The organism is Halomonas ventosae, from assembly GCF_004363555.1.
Taxonomy (GTDB): Bacteria; Pseudomonadota; Gammaproteobacteria; order Pseudomonadales; family Halomonadaceae; genus Halomonas; species Halomonas ventosae.
In genome coordinates, this window is the sequence record NZ_SNZJ01000023.1 from 35523 (window position 1) to 57418 (window position 21896).

Below are 21896 nucleotides of genomic sequence, written 5' to 3' on the forward strand. Positions count from 1 at the left end.
GCCATGCGCTATATCAGCACCCGCGGGCAGGCGCCCGCGCTCTCCTTCGAGGAGGTCGTGCTCACCGGCATGGCCAGCGACGGCGGCCTCTATGTGCCGGATGAGATCCCGACGCTTTCCCATGATGACCTGGCGGCCATGGCCGGGCTCTCCTATGCCGAGATCGCCTTCCGGGTCATGCAGCCCTACGTCAACGGCGAGATCGACGACGCGACCTTCCGCGGCATCGTCGAGGAGGCCTATGCCACCTTCAGCCACGATGCCGTGGTGCCGCTCAACCAGCTCGATGCCAACCACTTCCTGCTCGAGCTGTTCCATGGCCCGACGCTGGCCTTCAAGGACGTGGCGCTGCAGTTGCTCGGCCGCATCCTCGACCATTTCCTGCAGAAGCGTGGCGAGCGGGCCGTCATCATGGGGGCGACCTCCGGGGATACCGGCTCGGCGGCCATCGAGGGCTGCCGCCACTGCGACAACCTGGACATCTTCATCCTCCATCCCCACCAGCGGGTCTCGGAGGTGCAGCGACGCCAGATGACCACGGTGCTGGCCGACAACGTCTTCAATGTCGCCATCGAGGGCAACTTCGATGACGCCCAGGCGATGGTCAAGGCGAGCTTCGCCGACCAGTCGTTCCTGAATGGCACCCGGCTGGTGGCGGTGAACTCCATCAACTGGGCGCGCATAATGGCCCAAATCGTCTACTACGTCGCCTCGGCCGTGGCGCTGGGGGCCCCCCACCGGGCGGTGAGCTTCTGCGTGCCCTCGGCCAACTTCGGCAATGTCTTCGCCGGCTACATGGCCAAGCGCATGGGGCTGCCGGTGAAGCAGTTCATCATCGCCACCAATGCCAACGACATCCTGCACCGCACCCTGGCCGACAACGACTTCTCCAAGCAGGAGCTGGTGGCCACCCTGGCGCCCTCCATGGACATCGTGGTGTCCTCCAACTTCGAACGGCTGCTGTTCGAGGCCTACGAGCGCGACGGGGCGGCGGTGAAGGCCCTGCTCGAGCGCTTCCAGAGCGAGCCCTCGGCGCTGGCCGAGGCGCCGCTGGCCAGGCTGCGCGAGTCCTTCGCCAGCCACAGCGTGGACGATGCCACCATCCTGGAGGTGATCCGCGAGGCGCATCACCGCACCCAGGAGATCCTCGACCCGCACACCGCCACCGGCTACCGTGCCGCCGAGCAGGAGCGTGCCGATGCCGCGACCCCGGTGATCACCCTGGCCACGGCCCACCCGGCCAAGTTCGCCGAAGCGGTGGTCAAGGCCGGCTTCCCGGGCGTGCCGCTGCCGCCGCACATGGACGACCTGCTGGAGCGCGAGGAGCGCTACACCGTGCTGCCCGCGGAGCTTTCCGCCGTGCAGCAGTTCGTGGCCGAGAACCGGCGCTGAAGTGCATGACCCAGCGACATCACTGGCGAGGGGCGCCAGGCTAGTTGTGTGAAGCCCAAGCGCCGCTGGCGTACGATGCCCGCTTGGGGCTGACCCGGCGACAGGCCCCGAAGTGTCGGACCATCGAGGAGGCGCTGTGAACCCTTCCCTGGGCGCTACCGATACCATCCCTGGCATAGGACCCCCTCTTCGGCCTGTCCCCGGCGCCCCTCGCTCGGTCCGGCGCCTTCTCTTGCCCAACGGTCACCGACTTGAACCAGAGGAGCATGGCTTGGACGCCGTCACCGATCCCATCGATCTGCATGCGCGTTTGCGCCCCCGCATCCAGCCCAGGCCCCGCGATGAGGGGCTCTATGCCCGTGCTCGCGAAGAGGGCCTGACCGAGCTTCAGGCCCGGGTGCTGGCGGGGCGGCTTGCCGGCTACCAGGGTGAACTGGCGCCGCTGGTCTCGCCCAGCCTGCGCCACCTGGCCCACCCCGAGAAGCTCGCCGACGCACGGCGTGCGGCCGAGCGCATTGCCCAGGCGGTGGTGGATGGCGAGCATATCGGCATCCTCACCGACTACGACGTGGACGGCATCACCTCCCACGTGGTGATCCGGCGTACCCTGGTGGAGCTCTTCGGGGTGCCCGAGGCGCGCCTGCACAGCCTCATTGGCCACCGCATCCATGACGGCTACGGCATCAGCCTGCCGCTGGTGGAGCGCACACTGGCGCTCTCGCCGCGGCCGAGCCTGGTGATCACCGCCGACTGTGGAAGTTCCGACGAGCCGCGCATCGCCCGGCTCCGGGATGCCGGCATCGAGGTGGTGGTCAGCGACCACCACGCCCTGCCGGTGGAGGGGCCGCCGGCCTCGGCCTATGCCGTGGTCAATCCCACCCGTGACGACTGCGCCTATCCCGACCCGACCATCGCCGGCTGCATGGTGGCCTGGCTTACGATGTCGCTGACCCGCGGCGTGCTGGTCGAGTGGGGGGTGCTGCCCGAAGCCACGCCCAAGCTCTCGCCCTGGCTCTCCTACGTGGCACTGGGCACGGTGGCGGACTGCGTCTCCCTGGGCGGCAGCGCCGCCAACCGCGCCGTGGTGACCCATGGCCTGGCGCTGATCAATCGCATGGAGGCCGCCTGCTGGCGCGCCATGGCGGCACGCCTGGGGGCCGACAGTGTGCCCTTCGATGCCGAGACCCTGGCCTTCCAGATGGGACCACGGATCAACGCCCGTTCGCGGCTCGACGATCCCTATGCGGCGCTGCACTTTATGCTCGCCGAGCAGGATCATGTGGCGAGCCGCTACCTGGATGTGCTGGATCAGGATAACCAGTCGCGCAAGGCGATCGAGGCGGAGATGGCCGAGGAGGCCAAGGCCCTGGCGCTGCCGGCCCTGACGGCCGACGAGCCCGCCATCGTCGTCTTCCTGGAGTCGGGCCATCCGGGCGTGCAGGGCATCGTCGCCTCGCGGCTGGTGCAGGCCTTCGGCCGGCCGGCGCTGGTGCTGACCCCGGCAGCGGCCCCCGGCATGCTCACCGGCTCCGGGCGCTCCATCGAGGGGCTGCACCTGCGCGACGCCCTGCAGCGCACCTTCGCGCTGGCGCCCGAGGCGCTGCCGCGCTTCGGTGGCCACCGCGGCGCCGCCGGGGTGGGGGTGCCGCGCGAACACCTGTCGGCGTTCCGTACGGCCTTCCTGCAGGCGGTGGCCGAGCAGCTTGGCGATACCGAGCTCTGCCCGCGAATCCTTACCGACGGTGAGCTGGCGCCCCATCAGCTCGGCCTCGCCACCCTCGACGAGCTCGAGCGGCTCGGGCCCTATGGCCGGGAGTTCGATGCCCCGCTGTTCCAGGGCGAGTTCCTGGTCGAGGCGCTGAGACCTGTGGGGGCCGATGGCAGCCACCTGATGCTCGAGCTCTCCGCCGGGGCAGCGAGCCTGAAGGCCATCTGGTTTCGCGCCCTGACCCCGGGGGAGGTGCCGGCCTTCGGCGTCGGCGATCGCCTGCACTGTGCCTTCAAGCTCAATCGCAACCGCTGGCGGGGGCGCGAGAGCCTCCAGCTGATGGTCGAGCACGCCGAGCCACTATAAGGAAAGAGAGATGGATCCCCAGGAACTGCCCACCGACCCCCATCGCGCCCATGAGGACGTGATGGCGATGCTGGTCGGCACGCTCTTCGTCGCCCTCGGCGTCAGCTTCTATACCCAAGCGATGCTGCTCACCGGCAGTACCGCGGGCCTGGCCTTCCTGCTGCAGTACGCCACCGGCTGGCGCTTCGGGATCGGGTTCTTCCTGATCAACCTGCCGTTCTACTGGCTGGCCGTGCGTCGCATGGGCTGGTCGTTCACCCTTCGCACCTTCGTGGCCATCGGCCTGGTCTCGGTGTTCTCGGAGCTCACCGCCGGCTGGATCCGCATCGAGTGGCTGCAGCCGCTCTATGCGGCGCTGATGGGCGGCAGCCTGATCGGCATCGGCATGCTGGTGCTGTTCCGCCACCGCACGAGCCTCGGCGGCATCAACATCCTTGCGCTCTTCCTGCAGGACCGCTATGGCTGGCGGGCGGGCTACGTCCAGCTGGGGATCGATGCGCTGATCATGCTGGTCGCCCTGCTGGTGCTGCCGATCGAGCGGGTGGGCCTCTCGGTGGTGGGGGCGTTGGCGCTCAACCTGATCATCGCGCTGAACCACAAGCCGGGGCGCTACATGGGCGTCAGCTGAGGCATGGTGGCTCACTCGTTGGGCCAGACGCCGGGCGTGGCCAGCTCCAGCAGGTGACCGCCGGGGTCGTGGCCGGATTAGAGAGGCAGGCTCTCGCGGGAGAGCGTTCTCAATAGTTGGGCCAGACCCCGGGGGTGGCCAGTTCCAGAAGGTGGCCGTCGGGGTCGCGGAAATAGAGACTCTCTCCCCCTCGTGGCCAGTGGGTGCGCCCCTCGATGGCAATGCCGTGATCCTCGAGCTGGTCCTCCCAGGCCGCGAGCTCGCGGGCGGCGATGGCGAAGGCGAGGTGCACCCGGCCGCTGCCGTCGTGGGGCGGGATGGTCCCCATCCCGTCGGGCAGCACTACGGTCTCCAGCGTCTCGCCGTGCAGGAAGAGCAGCAGCACCGAGCCGGCCCCGGCGTCATAGGCGGTGAAGCGGTGGTCGGCGTTGAAGGGCGAGAGTCCCATCACGCCCTCGAAGAAGGTCCGCGCCCGGGCCATGTCCTCCACGTAGAGCGCGGTCTCCAGTACGCCGTTGAGCCTGGGCATGGCCACCTCCGTTTCCGGTAATTCCCCTTCAGTCTAGCAAGGGTCAGCGCTGGCTCCCCCAGAACCACCAGGCGATCAGGGCGATCAGCGCCAGGCCGGCGAGATTGACGATCCAGCTCATCGTGCGTCCTCCTGATTCTGGTGGCTGTCGTTGTCGCCGCCCGCGGCCTCGCCGGAGGGGCGGAACAGGCGCAGCCGGTTGGCATTGCTGACCACGGTGATCGAGGAGAGCGACATGGCGGCCCCGGCGATCATCGGCGAGAGCAGGGTGCCGGTGACGGGGTAGAGCACCCCGGCGGCGATGGGAATACCGAGGGTGTTGTAGCCGAAGGCACCCACCAGGTTCTGCTTGATGTTGCGCAGGGTGGCCCGGCTGATCTCGATGGCGGCGGCCACGCCGTGCAGCGAACCACGCACCAGGGTGATGCCGGCGCTCTCGATGGCCACGTCGGTGCCCTGGCCGATGGCGAAGCCCACATCGGCCCGGGCCAGGGCCGGGGCGTCGTTGATGCCGTCGCCCACCATGCCCACGATCTCGCCCTCGGACTGAAGGCGCTCGATCTCGGCGTGCTTGTCCTCGGGCAGGAGTCCCGCCCGGAAATCGTCGATGCCGACCTCCCGGGCGATGGCGGCGGCGGTATGCGCGTTGTCGCCGGTGAGCATCACCACCTTGAGGCCGTCGGCCTGCAGGCGCTTCACTGCGGCGATGGTGTCATGACGCAAGGGGTCACTGATGCCGAAGAGCGCGGCCAGCCGGCCATCCACCGCCAGGTAGACCACGGTGCGCGCCTTCTCCTCCAGCTGGCCGGCAATGTCACGGCCTCTGGACAGGTCGATGCCGGCCTCCTGAAGCAGGCGAGCGTTGCCCAGCAGCAGCGCCCTGCCGTCGGCGGAGGTCGCCTTGACCCCGCCGCCGGTGACGGTGTCGAAGTCCCGGATCTCGCCGGGCTCGGCCTGCCGCTCTTCCGCGTGGGTCATCAGGGCGGCCGCGAGGGGGTGCTCGGAGCCGCGCTCCAGGGCCGCCACCAGGCCCAGCATGTCCCGCTCGTCGCCCTCGAGCACCTCCGATTCCGTCACCTCCGGCTTGCCCTCGGTCAGGGTGCCGGTCTTGTCCACCACCAGGGTGGTGAGCTTGCTGGCAGTCTGCAGGGCATCGCCGCTTCTCACCAGCACGCCATGCTCGGCCGCCTTGCCCACACCGATCATCGTGGAGATCGGCGTGGCCAGGCCCAGGGCGCACGGGCAGGCGATGATCAGCACCGTGGTGGCGGTGACCAGCATATGGATCACCCTTGGCTCGGCACCGAAGTTGAACCAGGCCAGGGCGGTGATCACGGCGATGATCATCACCGAGGGCACGAAGACGCTCGACACCTTGTCGGCCAGCTGGCCGATGGGCGGGCGGGAGTTCTGGGCGCTGGCCACCTGCTCGGTGATCTGGCCCAGGCGGGTGTCAGCACCGACGCGCGTTGCAAGATAGATCAGCGATCCCTTGCCGTTGACGGTCCCCGCGCTGACCTCGTCGCCCTCGCCCTTGGCCACCGGCAGGGGTTCGCCGGTCAGCATGGACTCGTCGATATGGCTCTGTCCCTCGGTCACCTCGCCGTCCACCGGCAGGCGCTCGCCGGGGCGCACGCGGATGCGGTCGCCCTCGCGCACCTCGTCGATCTCGACCTCGCGCTCCTCACCGTCGCGGATCACCCGCGCGGTGCGGCTCTGCAGGTCGAGCAGCCGCTTGAGGGCATCGCTGGTCCGGCCCCGCGCGCGCAGCTCCAGGGCATTGCCCAGGAGCACCAGGCCGATGATCATCGCCGAGGCCTCGAAGTAGATGCCCCGGGCCACCTCGGGCAGCCAGGGCCCGACGGCCACCACCGCCATGGAGTAGAGCCAGGCGGTGCCGGTGCCCATGGCGATCAGGGTATCCATGTTGGCCTGGTGGTGGCGGAAGTTCTTCCAGGCATTGACGAAGAAGTGGCGGCCCGGGAACACCATCACCGCCAGCGTCAGCAGGCCGATCGCCAGCCAGTAGAGTCGCCCGGTCCCCACGGGGTGGGGGTGGAAGACGAACATGCTGGCCATCAGCGGCACGGCCAGGGCCAGCGACCAGGCACTCCCCTTCTGGCGGCGGCGATAGTCCCGCTCGTCACGCTCGGCGCGGGCCTGCTCGGCCTCGCGCATGTCGACGATGGGCTCGGCACCGTAGCCCACGTCCTCCACGGCACGGACCAGGGCATCCGGGTCGGCGCTGCCGCGCACCTGGGCGGTATGGGTGCCGAAGTTGACCTCCGCGCCGACCACGCCGGGCGTGCGCTCCAGGGCCTGCTGGACGCTCTTCACGCAGCTGGCGCAGGTCATGCCGCTGATCGACAGCCGGCGGGTCGTGGCGCGCGCGCCGCTCTCTTCCGTCTCTGGGGCCTTGTCCTGCTCGGGCGCCGCCTCGGTGGATGGGCGCTCGGGCTCTTGCGCGGGGGCGGGCTCGCCAGCCTGCGACGCGCGAGTGGCCGGGTAGCCGGCCTGTTCCAGCAGCCGGTCCAGGGTGGCGCCCGCCAGGGCCGACTCCACCTCCAGGCGCTTCTCGTCGGGGAAGCCGACAACCTCGGCCTTCGGGTCCTCGGCCTGGATCGCCTTGCGCATCCTGCCCACGCAGCCCTGGCAGCTCATGCCCGGCACGTTGCGCTCGTGGCGGCGCTGTCCGGCGGCCGGGTAGCCGGCCTCGGCCAGCGCCTCGTCCAGGGCCTCATCGGCCAGGGTGGTGGTGACCTCCAGGCGTTTCTCGGAGGGGGTGCCTGTGACCTCGGCCTGCGCGTCCCGGGCCTGGATGGCCCGGCGCATGGTGGCCACGCAGCCCTGGCAGTTCATGCCGGGCACCTGGCGTTCCAGGGGCTGTCTGGCGTTCATCGGGTCTCCTCGCCGGTCTCGTGGCCGGCAGTGAGCGGTTCGGGAAAGCTCTCGATCAGGCGGCAGAGGCTGTGGCCGTCGGGGGTGCCATCGGGCATCTCCTCCCAGGCGGCCAGGGCCTGCTCCATGCGCGAGGCCAGGGATTGCAGCTCGCGGATCCGTTCCCGGATCTGCGGCAGCCGGCTGGCCAGCAGGTCGCGCACCATGGGGCAGGGCGAGTCGCCATGGTCGGCATGGTCCAGGATGTCGCGGATCTCGGCCACGCCGAAGCCCAGGGTGCGGGCCCGCTGGATGAAGCGCAGCCGGTCCAGGTCACCCTGCCCGAACAGCTGGTAGCCGTTCTCGGGATGGCGCTCGGGATGCAGCAGCCCCTCGCGGGTGTAGTGGCGCACGGTCTCGGCGGTGACGCCGGCCAGGCGTGCCAGTTCGCTGACCTTCATGGTGGGGCCTCTCGGGGATGTCATGGCGCAAGTGTAAAACCCTTGGGTTACCCATAGGTCAAGGGGCAGTGTAACCGCGCCGGCCACGGTGAGCATGAATTACCTAAGTCGATGAAAGTTCAAGGAATGAAACGTGCGTGCGACCAAAGTATTAGCATTTTTCGTTTTCAAACGGCCGTTTGTGCTTGATCCCGGGTGGAGGATTCGCAAACACTGCGGGTACGCCAGAACGTTCCATGACAAGCACCCAGCATCACTTACCCGAAAGGATGTCGAGCCCATGCACAACAAGTTCAACAAGCTCTCCCTCGCCGTGGCCATCGCCTCCACGGCGCTGATCGCCAGCCAGGTCTCCGCCTCCGGCTTCCAGGTCCGCGAGCAGAGCGCCAAGACGCTGGCCAACGCCCTCTCCAACGCCGCCGCGGGGGCCGAGGACGCCAGCTTCATGGCCTACAACCCGGCCGCCATCGGCAATATCGACGGCAATCAGGTCGCCGGCGGGGTGGCCTATATCGATGCCAATTTCGAGTTGCAGGATGAGAGCGCATCCAGTGTCTTCGGAGTGCCCTATACCTCCGATACCTCCAGCCAGGGGGGGGAAAGTGCTGTGGTGCCGAGCTTTGCGGCCAAGACGCAGCTGAACGAGCAGTTCGACCTGGGCCTGGCCATCTATGCGCCCTACGGGCTCTCCACCAAGTACGACAAGGACTGGATCGGCCGCTACCACGCCGTGGAGACCGAGCTCACCACCATCGACTTCCAGCCGACCCTCAACTACCGGGCCACCGAGCGCCTCAACCTGGCGGTGGGACTGCGGGCGCAATATGCAGATGCCACGCTTTCTAATGCAGTAGACACTGCGACAATTGGTGCTCTAAGGGTTGCTGCGGGTGGAGGAAATCCTGCCAGCACTGCCGCTGGAGCAGGACAGGCGGATGGCTTTGCCGAGGTGACCGGTGACGATTGGGGCTATGGCTATACGCTTGGTGCACTCTTTCAGGCCACCGATCAGACTCGCCTGGGGATCAGCTATCGTTCGGAAATCGATCTGACCCTGGAAGGTGAGGTGGACTACAGCTCTGATAACCCTCTGGTGGCAGCAGGCCTGCCGGATGACCAGAGCGGAACCGCTGACTTGACCACCCCGGCCAACCTGAACCTGGGTATCTATCACCAGCTGACCGATCGCCTGGCGCTGATGGCCAACGCCGAGTGGACCGAGTGGAGCAGCTTCGACGAGCTGGTGGTCGAGTTCGAGGATGGCACGGACAGCTCGACCACCGAGAACTGGGACGATACCTGGGCCTTCTCGGTGGGCGCCAACTATGCGCTGACCCCGCAGTGGCTGCTGCGTGCCGGCCTGGGCGTGGACGAGAGCCCGGTGCCGAGCGCCGAGTTCCGCACCCCGCGGGTGCCGGATGCCGATCGCCAGTGGGCCACGCTCGGCGCCACCTGGATGCCCAGCCCGGAGCTCGGCATCACTGCCGGCTACATGCATGTCTTCGCCGATGATGGCGACATCGACCAGCAGGCGACCTTCGAGAACGAGAACGCGACCAAGGGCAACCTCTCGGGGACCTACGAGGTCTCGGCGGATGTCTTCGCCCTCTCGGTGGACTATCGCTTCTGAGCATCTTTACACGCGCCTGACCTCGAGACCCGGCTTCGGCCGGGTCTTGTCGTCTCGGGTCGGGTCCCGGCGGTCTGATGGATGCGACGGGGGGGCCGTTTCGCTACAATAGGCGCCTTTTCCGTGCCGTCGGGGTCCTGGCATCGCGCCAGCGCTGCGGCGGCCGTCTTTCCACTGCAGATTCAGGCGAGCGAGCCCATGCTGGAAACCAACCCGATTCACCACCTGATCAAGGACCTGTCTGAGCGGACAGACGTCCTGAGGGGGTATCTTTGACTATGCCGAAAAGAAGGATCGGCTAGAGGAAGTCACCCGCGAGCTCGAGGACCCCGACGTCTGGAGCGACCCGGACAATGCCCAGAAGCTCGGCAAGGAGCGGGCGACGCTGGAGGCCATCGTGGCCACCATCGACGAGCTCGACCAGGGGCTCGGCGACAGCCGCGACCTGCTCGAACTCGCCGAGATGGAGGAGGACGAGGGCACCGTCGCCGAGGTCCAGAAGGAGCTCGAGGGGCTGCAGGCCAGCCTCGAGAAGCTCGAGTTCCGGCGCATGTTCTCCGGCGAGATGGACGAGAACAACGCCTATCTCGACATCCAGGCCGGCTCCGGCGGCACCGAGGCCCAGGACTGGGCCAACATGCTGCTGCGCATGTACTTGCGCTGGGCCGAGCACCACGGCTTCAAGGCCGAGATCATCGAGGTCTCCGCCGGCGAGGTGGCGGGCATCAAGTCGGCCACCGTGCACATCCAGGGGGAGTACGCCTTCGGCTGGCTGCGTACCGAGACCGGCGTGCATCGCCTGGTGCGCAAGAGCCCCTTCGACTCCGGCGGCCGTCGGCATACCTCCTTCGCCTCGGTGTTCCTCTCGCCGGAGGTGGATGACAGCTTCGAGGTCGAGATCAACCCCTCGGACCTGCGCACCGATACCTACCGCTCCAGCGGTGCCGGCGGGCAGCACGTCAACACCACCGACTCGGCGGTGCGCATCACCCACGAGCCCACCGGCATCGTGGTGGCCTGCCAGAGCCAGCGCAGCCAGCACGCCAACCGCGACTTCGCCATGAAGCAGCTCAAGGCGAAGCTGTGGGAACACGAGATGCAGAAGCGCAACGCGGCCAAGCAGGAGGCCGAGGACTCCAAGGCCGATATCGGCTGGGGCAGCCAGATCCGCTCCTATGTGCTGGATGACCAGCGCATCAAGGACCTGCGCACCGGCGTGCAGTCGAGCAGCTGCGACAAGGTGCTGGACGGCGATCTGGACCAGTTCATCGTCGCCAGCCTCAAGCAGGGCCTCTAGTCCTGCCGCTCCTGGCGGGGCGATGGGCCCCGCCGTGGCGGCGCTCCTCCCCCGTCGCCGTTTTCCCGCCCCAGCCCAACTTGATGACAGGTAGTGATATGGCCAACGAGAGCCCCTCAGCGGATAGCCCGCAGAACGACGAGAACCGCCTGATCGCCGAGCGTCGTGCCAAGCTGGCGGCGCGCCGCGCGCGTGCCGCCGAGAGCGGCCAGAGCGCCTTTCCCAACGACTTCCGCCGCGACAGCCTGGCCGCCAAGCTGGCCGACGAGCTCGGCGACCGGGAGAAGGCCGACCTGGAGGCCCTGGACCGCCGTGCCGCCGTGTCCGGGCGGATCATGCGCAAGCGCGGGCCCTTCATCGTCATCCAGGACCCGTCCGGGACGATCCAGCTCTACGTCGACAAGAAGGGGCTGCCGGCCGAGGTGCTGGAGGACGTCAAGGGCTGGGACATCGGCGACATCGTGGCGGCCCGGGGGCCGGTGCACAAGTCGGGGAAGGGCGACCTCTACGTGATGATGGTGGAGGCCAAGCTGCTCACCAAGAGCCTGCGCCCGCTGCCCGACAAGTTCCACGGCCTCACCGACATGGAGGCGCGCTACCGCCAGCGCTACGTCGACCTGATCATGAACCCCGACTCGCGCAAGGTGTTCGAGACCCGCGCCGGGGTGATCAGCGCCATGCGCCGCTTCTTCGAGGATCGCGGCTTCATGGAGGTGGAGACCCCCATGCTGCAGCCGATTCCCGGCGGCGCCACGGCACGCCCCTTCGTCACCCACCACAACGCGCTGGACATCGACATGTACCTGCGCATCGCGCCGGAGCTCTACCTCAAGCGCCTGGTGGTGGGCGGCTTCGAGCGGGTCTTCGAGATCAACCGCAACTTCCGCAACGAGGGGCTCTCCACCCGCCACAACCCCGAGTTCACCATGATCGAGTTCTATCAGGCCCACGCGGACCACAACGACCTGATGGACCTCACCGAGGAGATGCTGCGCAGCGTGACCCGCAAGGTGCTGGGCACCACCACGGTGGTGAATACCGTGCGCAGCGGCGAGGGCGAGGTGCTGGAGACCTTCGAGTATGACTTCGGCCAGCCCCTGCGGCGGATCACGGTGTTCGATGCCATCCTCGAGTTCAACCCCGAGATCCATGCCGAGGCCCTGGCCGACGAGGCCGCCGCGCGCCAGATCGCCGAGCGCCTGGACATCGACGTCAAGGATGGCTGGGGGCTGGGCAAGGTGCAGATCGAGATCTTCGAGAAGACGGTGGAGCACCGCCTGCAGCAGCCCACCTTCATCACCGAGTACCCCACCGAGGTGAGCCCGCTGGCGCGGCGCAAGGACGCCAACCCCTTCGTCACCGAGCGCTTCGAGTTCTTTGTCGGCGGCCGCGAGATCGCCAACGGCTTCTCGGAGCTCAACGATGCCGAGGACCAGGCCGAGCGTTTCCGCGCCCAGGCCGCGGAGAAGGAGGCCGGCGACCTGGAGGCGATGTACTACGACGCCGACTACGTGCGGGCGCTGGAGGTCGGCCTGCCGCCCACCGCCGGCGAAGGCATCGGCATCGACCGGCTGGTGATGCTGTTCACCGACAGCGCCTCCATCCGCGATGTGCTGCTCTTTCCGGCGATGCGCCCCGAGGTAGAGTGATCGGGGCCGGAAGTGTTGGTAAGGGGCGGCCCGAGCACCCATAATGGCTGTCGTTTCGACGTCGAGGAGACCGTGATGAAACTGCTCAACCGCTCCGCCCTGAGCGTCAGGCCGACCCGGCACTTCGTGGACTGGATCAATGCGCTCGAACCCACCATGGAGGGGGACGACCTGACCCTGGCCGACGTCGAACGCGAAAGCACCGTCTACCTGATCCCGGAGATGGACGCGCCCGAGGCCCTGGAGGCCTTCGTGCGCGAGCGCTACCTCGAGATCCTGGAGACCGAGCTGCGCGCCTGGGAAGAGGACGAGCGCCAGTGGCCGGAAGCCCTGGACTGGGCGCTCTTCCAGCGCTTCCTGCAGGTCGAGCACAGCTATCTGGCCATCGACCTCGACGACGAGGCGGCGCTGGAGATCTCCGAGGTGGATGACGCCCTGCTCCTGGAGACGGACCAGGACTGACCCTCCTGCCCGACAGCGCCCATGGGAAACCGGCTTCGGCCGGTTTCCGCGTTATGGACCCCGAGTGATGGAAGCAGGATGAGCCGACTCTTCGATTCACGCCCCGGCGACGACGGCCTGCCGGGCCCCGAGCGCCGTCTGGCGGTACTGGCGCTGATCCTCGGGACCCTGATGGCGGTGGTGGACACCACCATGGTCAATATCGCGCTGCCCTCCATGGCGGCCGACCTCGGGGTCTCCGCGTCCCGGGTGGTGTGGGTCACCAACCTCTTCCAGGTCGTCTGTGCCGCCTTCCTGCTGGTCTTTGCCGCCCTCAGCGAGCTGGTCAGCCGTCGGCGTCTCTATGCTGCCGGGGTGGCGCTTTTCACCCTGGCGGCTCTGGGCAGTGCCCTGGCGCCGGACCTGGAGACCCTGCTGCTGTTCCGTGCCCTGCAGGGCCTCGGCGCCGCGGCGACCCTCTCCATCGGCCCGTCGCTCTATCGCTCGATCTTCCCCTCGCGGCTGCTCGGCAGCGCCCTGGGGCTCTCCGCCCTGGTGGTGGCCGGTGGCTACGCCGCCGGACCGACCCTCGGGGGGCTGGTGCTCTCCGTGGCCAGCTGGCCGTGGCTGTTCGCCCTGCATGTACCGCTGGGGCTCTGCGCCTCCTGGCTGGCCTGGCGGGCGCTGCCCCGGGAGGCGGGGCGGCGCGACGGTTTCGACTGGCGTGGCGCGCTCTGTTCGGTGGCCATGCTGGCCGGGCTCTTCCTCGGCCTGGACGGCGTCGGCCACGGGGCGCCGGCCTGGCAGGTGCTCGCCTGGCTGGCGCTGAGCCTGCTCAGTGCCGTGCTCTTCCTGCAACGCCAGCGCCGGGCCCGCCACCCGCTGCTGCCGCTCTCGCTGTTCACCGAGCGACGCTTCACGCTGGCGGTCTCGGCCTCGGGGCTGGCCTTCGTCGGCCAGGGCCTGGCCTTCGTGGCGCTCTCCTTCCTCTACCAGCAGGAGATGGGCTTCACGCCGCTGGAGACCGCCTGGATGTTCACCCCCTGGCCGCTGGCGATCATGCTGGTGGGCCCCCTGGCCGGGCAGCTGGCCGACCGGGTCAACCCCAGCCTGCTCTCCAGCGGTGGCCTGGTGCTGCTGCTGCTGGGCCTCGCCGCCCTGGCCGGGCTCGATGCCGGGGCCGGCGTGGTGGACAGCCTGTGGCGCACGGCGCTCTGCGGGCTGGGCTTCGGGCTCTTCCAGCCCCCCAACAACCGCGAGATGATGGCCAGCGTCCCCCGCGAGCGCAGTGCCAGGGCCTCCGGCGTGATGAGCACCACCCGCACGGTGGGCCAGTCGCTGGGCGTGGCGCTGGTGGGCGCCTTCCTGGCCGCCGGGGCGCCGGTGCAGGCGACCCTCTGGGCCGGGGCGGGAGCCTGCGTGCTGTCGCTCGCGGCGAGCCTGGGGCGGGTATCGCTGGCCGGGCGGGCCCAGCGCGAGGCGCGGCGAGCCGAGCCGCTGCGGGCGTCGTCTGACCCGGACTGAAGGCGTACAATGGCCCCATCACTCATCCAGCATCGGAACCCCGACATGAGCATCCAGGCCACCATCGAAGACAAGCTCAGGGCCCTCGAGCCCGCCTTCCTGGCGGTGGAGAACGAGAGTCATCGGCATAACGTGCCGCCGAATTCCGAGACCCACTTCAAGGTCACCCTGGTCGCCTCCCGCTTCGAGGGATTGATGCCGGTCAAGCGGCACCAGCAGGTCTATGCACTGCTCGCCGACGAGCTCGCCGGCCCCGTCCACGCCCTGGCCCTGCACCTCTTCACTCCCGAGGAGTGGGAGGCCAGCGGCCGCTCCCGCCCCGACTCCCCCGACTGCCGGGGCGGCGGCACGTCGTGACCCCGGAGCCGCAGCGCCTGCAGTACCTGGAGGCCATGGGCCTGACGGCCTGGGTCTCCCGATATCGCCTGCCCAATGCCCTGCCCACCCCGGCCTGCGAGTGGGAGACTGCCTCGCCGGTGGCCGAGGAGCGCCGTGCCCCGGGGGAGCGGCTGCATGCGCTGCTCGACGAGGCCGCCGAGGCGCAGGTCGCGGCCCCGCGACCGGCCCCCGCCGAGCCGGAGCCGCGTCACCGGCCCTCGGCCGGCAAGGCCCGGGCGCTGCTCGGTGACCTGGTGCCCAGCGACGAACCGGAGGCCACACCCGAGACGCCGGGCCTGGCCCCCGTGCGTCATGGCGAGGCGCTGCGCTTCACCCTGCAGGTGGCCTGCCTGGATGGCCGCTGGCTGGTGCTGCTGCCCCGGGAGGCGCCGCCCGGCAGCGTGGAGCTGCGCCTGCTGCGCCACCTGCTGCAGGCCGCCGGCGTGGTGCCCGAGCAGATGCCGGCCTTCGAGGCCTTCCGCTGGCCCCAGGTGGAAGGATTGCCGGTAGAGGCGCCGCTGGAGGAGGCCCGGGAGGGTCTCCAGGCCTTCCTGGCCGGCCGGCAGCGGCGCGGGTGGGTACCGGAACGGCTGCTGGTGTTCGGCGAGGACGAGAGCCTCGGCGAGATCCTGTCCCTCGCCGACGGCCACTGCCCGCTGCTGGCGCTGCCGGCCTGGCAGGGGCCTGCGCTTGGTGAGCTGGCCGGCAGTGCCGAGGCCAAGCGCGCCCTCTGGCCGCGGATGGCCGGCTGGCGCGATGCCTGGCAGGCGGGCCGTGAGGCCGATTGAGGCGGTGCGGCGGCTGGGGCCGGCCGACCTGGCAGCGCTGTCGGCGCTGGAGCAGGCCGCCAGCCCCGACCCCTGGACACCCCACCAACTGCAGGCGGCGCTGGCCGACGCCGACACCCGGGTGTTCGGTATCGAGCATGAGGCGTGTCTGGTCGGCCATGCGGTGGTGGTTCGGCTGCCCTTCGATGCGGAGCTTCAGGCGATCCTGGTGGCCCGGGAGGCACGTGGCCAGGGGGTGGCGGGGTGCCTGCTGGCGGCGGTGATCGAGCAGGCGCTCGGTTGGCGCAGCGAGCGCCTGCTGCTCGAGGTCAGGGCGGGCAACGAGGCGGCCCTGGCGCTCTATCGGGGGGCGGGGTTCGGCGAGGACGGCCGCCGCCGGGGCTACTACCCGGCGCGCACCACCGGCCAGCGGGAGGATGCGCTGCTGATGTCGCGCCCGCTGGCCTGAGGTTGCCTCAGCTGCTGGCGGTGGTTTCCACCTCGTCGAACTTGCCCAGCAGGGCGGAGAGGCGACGCTCCCACTCCTCGCGCTCCTGCTTCAGGCGGGCGTTTTCCTCGCGCAGCTCCTCGGCTTCCATCCTCATCAACTCCAGGGCCTCGACGGCGCTGGTGACCTTCTGTTCGAGCTGGTTGAAGAGTTCGATACTCATCCTGTTCTCCTGACGACATCCTGCTGGTGGGGCGTGCCCGTTGGGTTCCTTCAGCGCGCAGCGTAACGCCGCGCCCGGGGCTCAGCAAGCGTCGCCGCCGGGCGACCCCGCGCCTGGCGGATGTCGGCGGTAGAGCCGTCCTGTGCTGTCGCCGGCACGTACCTCGCGGTGCAGTTGCCAGCTGGCCGGCACCTCGGGGGGTAGCGACGATTCGGTTTCCACGTAGATCACCGCCTCCTCGGCGAGCCAGCCGGCCTCCAGGGCGCGGCAGCAGGTCCCGGCGAGCTCCTGGCGGAAGGGCGGGTCGAGGAACACCAGGGAGAAGGGAGTGGGGGCGCCGGCAAGGAAGGCCTGGGCATCGGCGGTGACCAGCTGCGCGCGCTCGGTGGCTTTGAGGGCCCTGAGGTTGTCGTCGAGCTGGCGTGCCACTTGAGCGTCGCGCTCGACGAACACCGCCTGCCGGGCACCCCGCGAGAGGGCCTCCAGGCCGAGCGCCCCGGTGCCGGCGAAGAGGTCCAGGACCCGTGCCCCGGGCACGGCGGTGGCGAGCCAGTTGAACAGCGTCTCGCGCACCCGGTCGGGGGTGGGGCGCAGTCCCGGGCGGTCGAGTACCGGCAGCTGGCGGCGCCGGAAGTCGCCGCCGATCAGGCGCAGCCGGCCGGGGCCCTTCGCCTTGGCGCTGGCTGGCTGGCGGGGCTTTCGAGAGGAGGGGCGGCGTCGTGTCATGGGGGCGGATTGTAACCGCCGGCTTGTCCACAGTCATGGTGCGCGATGGTAGGATGAGGCGATTCGTTCATCCGTGAGGCGTGATCCCCCCATGTTCGGTATTTTCAAGCGCAAGAAGAAGCAGGAAGGGCAGCAGACGACACCGGAACAGGAGGCCGAGCGCCGGTCGGACGAGCAGGCGGCAGACGACGTCACCGAGACCGCCTCCCAGGCGGAGGAGGCCACCGAGGAGGGCGACGAGGCGGTCTCCGGCGGCCAGCCGGCGGAGGCGCCCGAGCCGGAACCCAGGCCCGAGCCCGCGGTTACCCCCCAGGCAAGATCTGACCCCCAGGCTGAACCCGAGCCTGAACCCGAACCCCAGGCTGAATTCGAACCCGAGCCTGAGCCCGACCCCAAGGCGGAGCCTGCGCCCGAGGCCCAGCCATTACCCGAATCCGAGCCCGCGTCGGCTCAGCCCAAAGCGGCCCTGCAGGAGAAGCCGGTCGCCGAGAAGAAGGGCTGGTTCGCCCGCATCCGCGCCGGGCTCGGCAAGACGCGCGCCAATCTCACCGACGGCCTGGCCGACCTCTTAATGGGCCGCAAGCAGATCGACGACGATCTCATGGAGGAGCTCGAGACCCAGCTGCTGATGGCGGACGTGGGCATCGAGGCCACCACCGAGATCATCGACCGACTCACCGACCGGGTCTCGCGCAAGGAGCTCAAGGAGCCCCAGGCGCTCTACCGGGCCCTGCAGGAGGAGCTCGCGGCGATGCTCGAGCCGGTCACCCGGCCGCTGACGCTGCCGCCGAAGGGTGAAGGCCCCTTCGTGATCCTGGTGGTGGGGGTCAACGGCGTGGGCAAGACCACCACCATCGGCAAGCTGACCCAGCGCTTCCAGCGCGAGGGGCGCAGCGTGATGCTGGCCGCCGGCGACACCTTCCGGGCGGCGGCGGTGGAGCAGCTCAAGGTGTGGGGCGAGCGCAACGACGTGCCGGTGATCGCCCAGCACACCGGCGCCGACAGCGCCTCGGTGATCTTCGATGCCGTGTCGGCCGCCAAGGCGCGGGGCGTCGACGTGCTGATCGCCGACACCGCCGGCCGCCTGCACAACAAGGCCCACCTGATGGAGGAGCTCAAGAAGGTCCGTCGGGTGATGGGCAAGGTGGACGCCAGCGCCCCCCATGAGGTGATGCTGGTGCTCGATGCCGGGACCGGCCAGAACGCCCTCGCCCAGGCCTCGACCTTCAACGAGGCGGTGCCGGTCACCGGCATCACCCTGACCAAGCTCGACGGCACCGCCAAGGGCGGCATCATCTTCGCCCTGGCGCGCCAGCTTGGCACGCCGATCCGCTTCATCGGTGTCGGCGAGTCGCTGGATGACCTGCGCCCCTTTGCGGCGAGCGAGTTCGTTGATGCCCTGTTCGACCGCGAGCCGGTGTCGCCCGAGTCATGATCGCCTTCGAGCACGTCGGCAAGCGCTACGGAGGGCGCTTCGAGGCGCTCGCCAATATCGATTTCCGCGTGCATCGCGGCGAGATGGTCTTCCTGACCGGCCATTCCGGCGCGGGCAAGAGCTCGCTGCTGCGCCTGATCATGCGCCTCGAACGGCCCAGTCGCGGCAAGGTGCGGGTGGCGGGCCATGACATCGACCGCCTGCACCACAGCCAGATCCCCTTCTACCGTCGCCAGATCGGCGTGGTCTTCCAGGACCACCAGCTGCTCTTCGACCGCTCCATCTATCACAACGTGGCCCTGCCGCTGCAGATCCAGGGGGTCGAGCACCGCGAGGCCGCGCGGCGGGTGAGGGCGGCGCTGGACAAGGTGGGGCTGTTGCACCGCGAAGCCGCACTGCCCATCGAGCTCTCCGGCGGCGAGCAGCAGCGGGTCGGCATCGCCCGGGCGGTGGTCAACAAGCCGGCGCTGCTGCTCGCCGACGAGCCCACCGGCAACCTCGACCCCCAGCTCTCCGCCGACATCATGAGGCTGTTCGAGGACTTCAACCGCATCGGCACCACGGTGATGGTCGCCAGCCATGACCTGGCGCTGATCGCCCGTCTGCGTCACCGCACCCTGCGGCTCCACGAGGGGCGCCTGGTGGCCGACGAGGAGGTCGCATGAGCCGCGAAGCTGCTCCCTCACCCCGTGGCGCGCGCACCCACCGCTCGGCAGGCGGCGTCCGCTGGCGGGCCTGGGCGCGTCACCATCGCGCCATGGCCCTCGACAGTGCGCGCCGCCTGCTGCGTCGGCCACTGGGCAGTCTGCTGACCATGCTGGCCATCGCCATTGCCCTGGTGCTGCCCGCGGGGCTCTGGTTGACCCTGGACAGCGCCCGCCTGCTCGACGCCGAACTGGAAGAGAGCGCGACCCTCACCGCCTACCTGGCCACCGGGGTCGGGGAGGGTGAGGCCGGGCGTATCGAGGAGGCGCTGGCCGCCCAGGCGGGGGTGGCCGGCACCCGACTGATCTCCGCCGCCGAGGGCATGGCCGAGTTCCAGCAGGCGCTGGGGCTGCGCGATGCCCTGGCCCGGCTCGAGGGCAATCCCCTGCCGGCCAGCGTGGTGGTGCGCCCCGCGGACCCCGATCCGGAAGCGGTGCGACGGCTCGCCGAGGCCCTGGAGGCCGTCCCCGGGGTCGACGAGGTGCGCCTGGACCTCGCCTGGCTCGAGCGCCTGCGCCACCTCGCCGAGCTGGGCCAGCGGGTCACCCTGGCACTGGGCGTGCTGTTCGGGCTGGGCGTGCTGCTGGTGGTGGGCAACACCATCCGGCTTGCCGTGGAGAATCGCCGCCAGGAGATCGAAGTGGTGACCCTGATCGGCGCCACCCATGCCTTCGTGCGTCGCCCCTTCCTCTACAGCGGGGCCTGGTTCGGGCTGGGCGGCGGCCTGCTGGCCTGGGGCCTGCTGACCCTGGGCAGCGACTGGCTCTCGGCGCCGGTCTCGGCCCTGGCGGCGAGCTACGGGGCCAGCTTCCACCTGCCGCGACTGGGCCCCGAAGGGTCTACAATTTTGCTTGCCTGTAGTACACTGCTTGGCTGGCTGGGTGCCTGGATCGCCGTGAATCGGCACCTGGCGGAGATCCGGCCTCGCTGAGGCGAGCGCTGGTCGAATCCACGGGATATCGGGCATCAGCCGGAACTTTCGTCGGTCTTTACCGTCACATGCGGCAACCATGCACAGCCTTATGGGTTTCGAAGGAGACAACCTGCACATGAGCACCAGTCTTCTGCCGGTGGGTCAACTCTCCCCGGGTCATGACCTGAACGGTTACATCCAGGCGGTCAACGGCATCCCCATGCTGACCGTCGACGAGGAGCGCGAGCTGGCCTTCCGCCTGCACGACGAGGGCGACCTGGAGGCGGCGCGCCGCCTGGTGCTCTCGCATCTGCGTTTCGTCGTCTATATCGCCCGCAGCTACTCCGGCTACGGCCTGCCCCAGGCCGACCTCATCCAGGAAGGCAACGTCGGCCTGATGAAGGCCGTCAAGCGCTTCGACCCCAACCAGGGCGTGCGGCTTGTCTCCTTCGCCGTGCACTGGATCAAGGCCGAGATCCACGAGTTCGTGCTGCGCAACTGGCGCATCGTCAAGATCGCGACCACCAAGGCGCAGCGTAAGCTGTTCTTCAACCTGCGGGGTGCCAAGAAGCGCCTGGCGTGGCTGAACAGCGACGAGGTCGAGGCCATCGCCAAGGACCTCGACGTCAAGCCCGAGGTGGTGCGCGAGATGGAAGGGCGCCTGTCGGCCCACGACGCGGGCTTCGATGCCTCACCGGGGGAGGACGACGAATCCGGCTACCAGGCGCCGGTGCACTTCCTCGATGATGCCAGCGCCGACCCGGCCACCCAGCTCGAGGACAGCGACTGGGAGCAGGATGCCACCCATCGCCTGCAGCAGGCCCTGGAGGCCCTCGATGAACGCTCCCGGGACATCCTGCAGCGTCGCTGGCTGGGGGATGACAAGGCCACCCTGCACGAGCTGGCCGACGTCTACGGCGTCTCCGCCGAGCGCATCCGCCAGCTCGAGAAGAACGCCATGAAGAAGATCCGCCTGCAGATCGGTGACGCCCTGGTGGCATGATCCACGGCACGGCGCCAGGTGTCTGGCGTGGGCGGCTGAGCCCACCATGAAGTGACAAGGAGCAAGCTGCAAGGTAACCCCTTGGCTTGCTCTTTTTGGTTCAGGCTTGCCTGACTTGCTCCTTGCTCCTTGCTCCTTGCTCCTAGCCCCTGTTACGCCGTCTGCGGGCTCTCGCGCAGCAGCTGGGCCGAGAGCAGTACCCACTGGTCATCCCAGTGCTCGGTGGGACGGTGGCGGAAGTCGCTGCGCACGTAGCGCGAGATCTGCCCCTCGAGGTGGGCCAGCAGCAGGTTGGCGGCCGCCGAGACCGGCAGCGAGGGGCGCCGCCCTTCGCGCAGCTCCGCCTCGCGCAGCACCTGCTTGAGCTGGGTCTCGAGGCGCTCGAAGAGCTGGTGGATGCGAAGGCGCAGCCGTGCCGTCTCGCCGGTCAGGGCGTCGCCGCCCAGCAGGCGGGAGAGGCCGGGGTTCTTCTCGGCGAAGGCCAGCACCAGGGTGAGGATCTGGCCGCAGCGCGGCACCGCCTCCGGCACCTCCTCGAGGATGCGGCCGATGCGCTCGAAGAGGGACTCCTCGATGAAGGCGATCAGCCCCTCGAACATCCGTGCCTTGCTGGGGAAGTGGCGATAGAGCGCGGCCTCCGAGACGCCGACCTGGCGGGCCAGGGCGGCCACGGTGATGCGCTTGCCGCTGTCCTCCTCCAGCATCAGCGCCAGGCCCTGCAGAATCTGCTCGCGGCGACTGGGGGTTGGTGTTTCCTGCGTCATGTCGTTATGTTCTTGTCGGTTCGGTGGATCGG

At 69.2% G+C, this 21896-nt stretch carries 21 protein-coding genes; 15 read left to right on the forward strand and 6 right to left on the reverse strand.

The genetic code is table 11. From position 1 onward, the window contains the following. The first annotated feature begins 3 nt into the window (after positions 1 to 3). From thrC to DFP85_RS16570, 3 genes are all read left to right on the forward strand, one after another. On the forward strand, positions 4 to 1392 hold the full coding sequence (gene thrC, locus DFP85_RS16560; RefSeq protein WP_133637533.1) for a threonine synthase: 1389 nt from the start codon (positions 4 to 6) through the stop codon (positions 1390 to 1392). 271 nt (positions 1393 to 1663) lie between these two features. After that, positions 1664 to 3466, forward strand: coding sequence for a single-stranded-DNA-specific exonuclease RecJ (locus DFP85_RS16565; RefSeq protein ID WP_133637534.1), 1803 nt, complete (start codon positions 1664 to 1666; stop codon positions 3464 to 3466). 10 nt (positions 3467 to 3476) lie between these two features. Then, a complete protein-coding gene (locus DFP85_RS16570) occupies positions 3477 to 4094 on the forward strand; it encodes a YitT family protein (RefSeq protein WP_133637535.1) in 618 nt (205 codons plus the stop codon). A gap of 109 nt (positions 4095 to 4203) precedes the next feature. On the opposite strand, the gene DFP85_RS16575 is transcribed toward DFP85_RS16570, so the two are convergent. The 3 genes from DFP85_RS16575 to DFP85_RS16585 all read right to left on the reverse strand — a co-directional run bounded on the left by DFP85_RS16575 (position 4204) and on the right by DFP85_RS16585 (position 7961). Next, positions 4204 to 4623, reverse strand: coding sequence for a VOC family protein (locus DFP85_RS16575; RefSeq protein WP_133637536.1), 420 nt, complete (start codon positions 4621 to 4623; stop codon positions 4204 to 4206). A 117-nt stretch (positions 4624 to 4740) separates the two neighbouring features. Continuing rightward, positions 4741 to 7521, reverse strand: a complete 2781-nt coding sequence (locus DFP85_RS16580) for a heavy metal translocating P-type ATPase (RefSeq protein ID WP_341776984.1) — start codon at positions 7519 to 7521, stop codon at positions 4741 to 4743. Beyond that, positions 7518 to 7961 (reverse strand): MerR family transcriptional regulator, encoded by a 444-nt coding sequence (locus tag DFP85_RS16585; RefSeq protein ID WP_133637537.1) that lies wholly within the window; start codon positions 7959 to 7961, stop codon positions 7518 to 7520. Before DFP85_RS16585 ends, DFP85_RS16580 begins: the two co-directional genes overlap by 4 nt. Positions 7962 to 8241: 280 nt before the next feature. Here DFP85_RS16585 and DFP85_RS16590 point away from each other — a divergent pair, with 280 nt between their 5' ends. The 8 genes from DFP85_RS16590 to rimI all read left to right on the forward strand — a co-directional run bounded on the left by DFP85_RS16590 (position 8242) and on the right by rimI (position 16116). Continuing rightward, the gene (locus DFP85_RS16590; protein ID WP_133637538.1) at positions 8242 to 9591 is read left to right on the forward strand and encodes an OmpP1/FadL family transporter; all 1350 of its coding nucleotides are present in this window, start codon (positions 8242 to 8244) and stop codon (positions 9589 to 9591) included. A 198-nt stretch (positions 9592 to 9789) separates the two neighbouring features. Then, positions 9790 to 10888 (forward strand): peptide chain release factor 2 gene (prfB, locus tag DFP85_RS16595; protein ID WP_133637539.1). Its coding sequence is split into 2 segments (ribosomal slippage): positions 9790 to 9864 and positions 9866 to 10888, totalling 1098 coding nucleotides; the frame shifts between segments, so codons are not numbered across the junction. Between the two features lie 98 nt (positions 10889 to 10986). Then, on the forward strand, positions 10987 to 12537 hold the full coding sequence (lysS, locus tag DFP85_RS16600) for a lysine--tRNA ligase (protein ID WP_133637540.1): 1551 nt from the start codon (positions 10987 to 10989) through the stop codon (positions 12535 to 12537). Between the two features lie 75 nt (positions 12538 to 12612). After that, positions 12613 to 12999 carry a hypothetical protein gene (locus DFP85_RS16605; protein WP_133637541.1) on the forward strand — a complete coding sequence of 129 codons (387 nt, stop codon included), beginning with the start codon at positions 12613 to 12615 and terminating at the stop codon, positions 12997 to 12999. Positions 13000 to 13077: 78 nt separating this feature from the next. Then, positions 13078 to 14502: an MFS transporter gene (locus DFP85_RS16610; RefSeq protein ID WP_133637542.1), complete on the forward strand. Its 1425-nt coding sequence runs from the start codon at positions 13078 to 13080 to the stop codon at positions 14500 to 14502. A gap of 45 nt (positions 14503 to 14547) precedes the next feature. Beyond that, a complete protein-coding gene (locus DFP85_RS16615; protein ID WP_133637543.1) occupies positions 14548 to 14859 on the forward strand; it encodes a BolA family protein in 312 nt (103 codons plus the stop codon). Beyond that, positions 14856 to 15668 (forward strand): hypothetical protein, encoded by an 813-nt coding sequence (locus DFP85_RS16620; protein ID WP_133637544.1) that lies wholly within the window; start codon positions 14856 to 14858, stop codon positions 15666 to 15668. Before DFP85_RS16615 ends, DFP85_RS16620 begins: the two co-directional genes overlap by 4 nt. Then, entirely contained in the window at positions 15655 to 16116 is a 462-nt protein-coding gene (gene rimI / locus DFP85_RS16625; RefSeq protein WP_243737330.1) for a ribosomal protein S18-alanine N-acetyltransferase, read from the forward strand. Before DFP85_RS16620 ends, rimI begins: the two co-directional genes overlap by 14 nt. A 7-nt stretch (positions 16117 to 16123) precedes the next feature. On the opposite strand, the gene DFP85_RS16630 is transcribed toward rimI, so the two are convergent. Next, the gene (locus tag DFP85_RS16630) at positions 16124 to 16318 is read right to left on the reverse strand and encodes a cell division protein ZapB (RefSeq protein ID WP_106231375.1); all 195 of its coding nucleotides are present in this window, start codon (positions 16316 to 16318) and stop codon (positions 16124 to 16126) included. Positions 16319 to 16399: 81 nt separating this feature from the next. Then, positions 16400 to 17044: a 16S rRNA (guanine(966)-N(2))-methyltransferase RsmD gene (gene rsmD / locus DFP85_RS16635; protein ID WP_133637546.1), complete on the reverse strand. Its 645-nt coding sequence runs from the start codon at positions 17042 to 17044 to the stop codon at positions 16400 to 16402. A 91-nt stretch (positions 17045 to 17135) separates the two neighbouring features. On the opposite strand from rsmD, the gene ftsY reads away from it, so the two are divergent. From ftsY to rpoH, 4 genes are all read left to right on the forward strand, one after another. After that, complete coding sequence (gene ftsY, locus DFP85_RS16640; RefSeq protein WP_133637547.1) at positions 17136 to 18479, forward strand: signal recognition particle-docking protein FtsY; 1344 nt, start codon at positions 17136 to 17138, stop codon at positions 18477 to 18479. Continuing rightward, positions 18476 to 19144 carry a cell division ATP-binding protein FtsE gene (gene ftsE, locus DFP85_RS16645; RefSeq protein ID WP_133637548.1) on the forward strand — a complete coding sequence of 223 codons (669 nt, stop codon included), beginning with the start codon at positions 18476 to 18478 and terminating at the stop codon, positions 19142 to 19144. The genes ftsY and ftsE overlap by 4 nt, the downstream gene beginning before the upstream one ends. After that, positions 19141 to 20115, forward strand: a complete 975-nt coding sequence (gene ftsX / locus DFP85_RS16650; RefSeq protein WP_133637549.1) for a permease-like cell division protein FtsX — start codon at positions 19141 to 19143, stop codon at positions 20113 to 20115. Before ftsE ends, ftsX begins: the two co-directional genes overlap by 4 nt. Before the next feature lie 118 nt (positions 20116 to 20233). After that, the gene (rpoH, locus tag DFP85_RS16655) at positions 20234 to 21100 is read left to right on the forward strand and encodes an RNA polymerase sigma factor RpoH (protein WP_133637550.1); all 867 of its coding nucleotides are present in this window, start codon (positions 20234 to 20236) and stop codon (positions 21098 to 21100) included. Between the two features lie 152 nt (positions 21101 to 21252). Here the strand turns inward: rpoH and slmA are convergent, their stop codons facing one another. Further along, entirely contained in the window at positions 21253 to 21864 is a 612-nt protein-coding gene (slmA, locus tag DFP85_RS16660; protein WP_133637551.1) for a nucleoid occlusion factor SlmA, read from the reverse strand. Positions 21865 to 21896 lie beyond the last annotated feature (32 nt).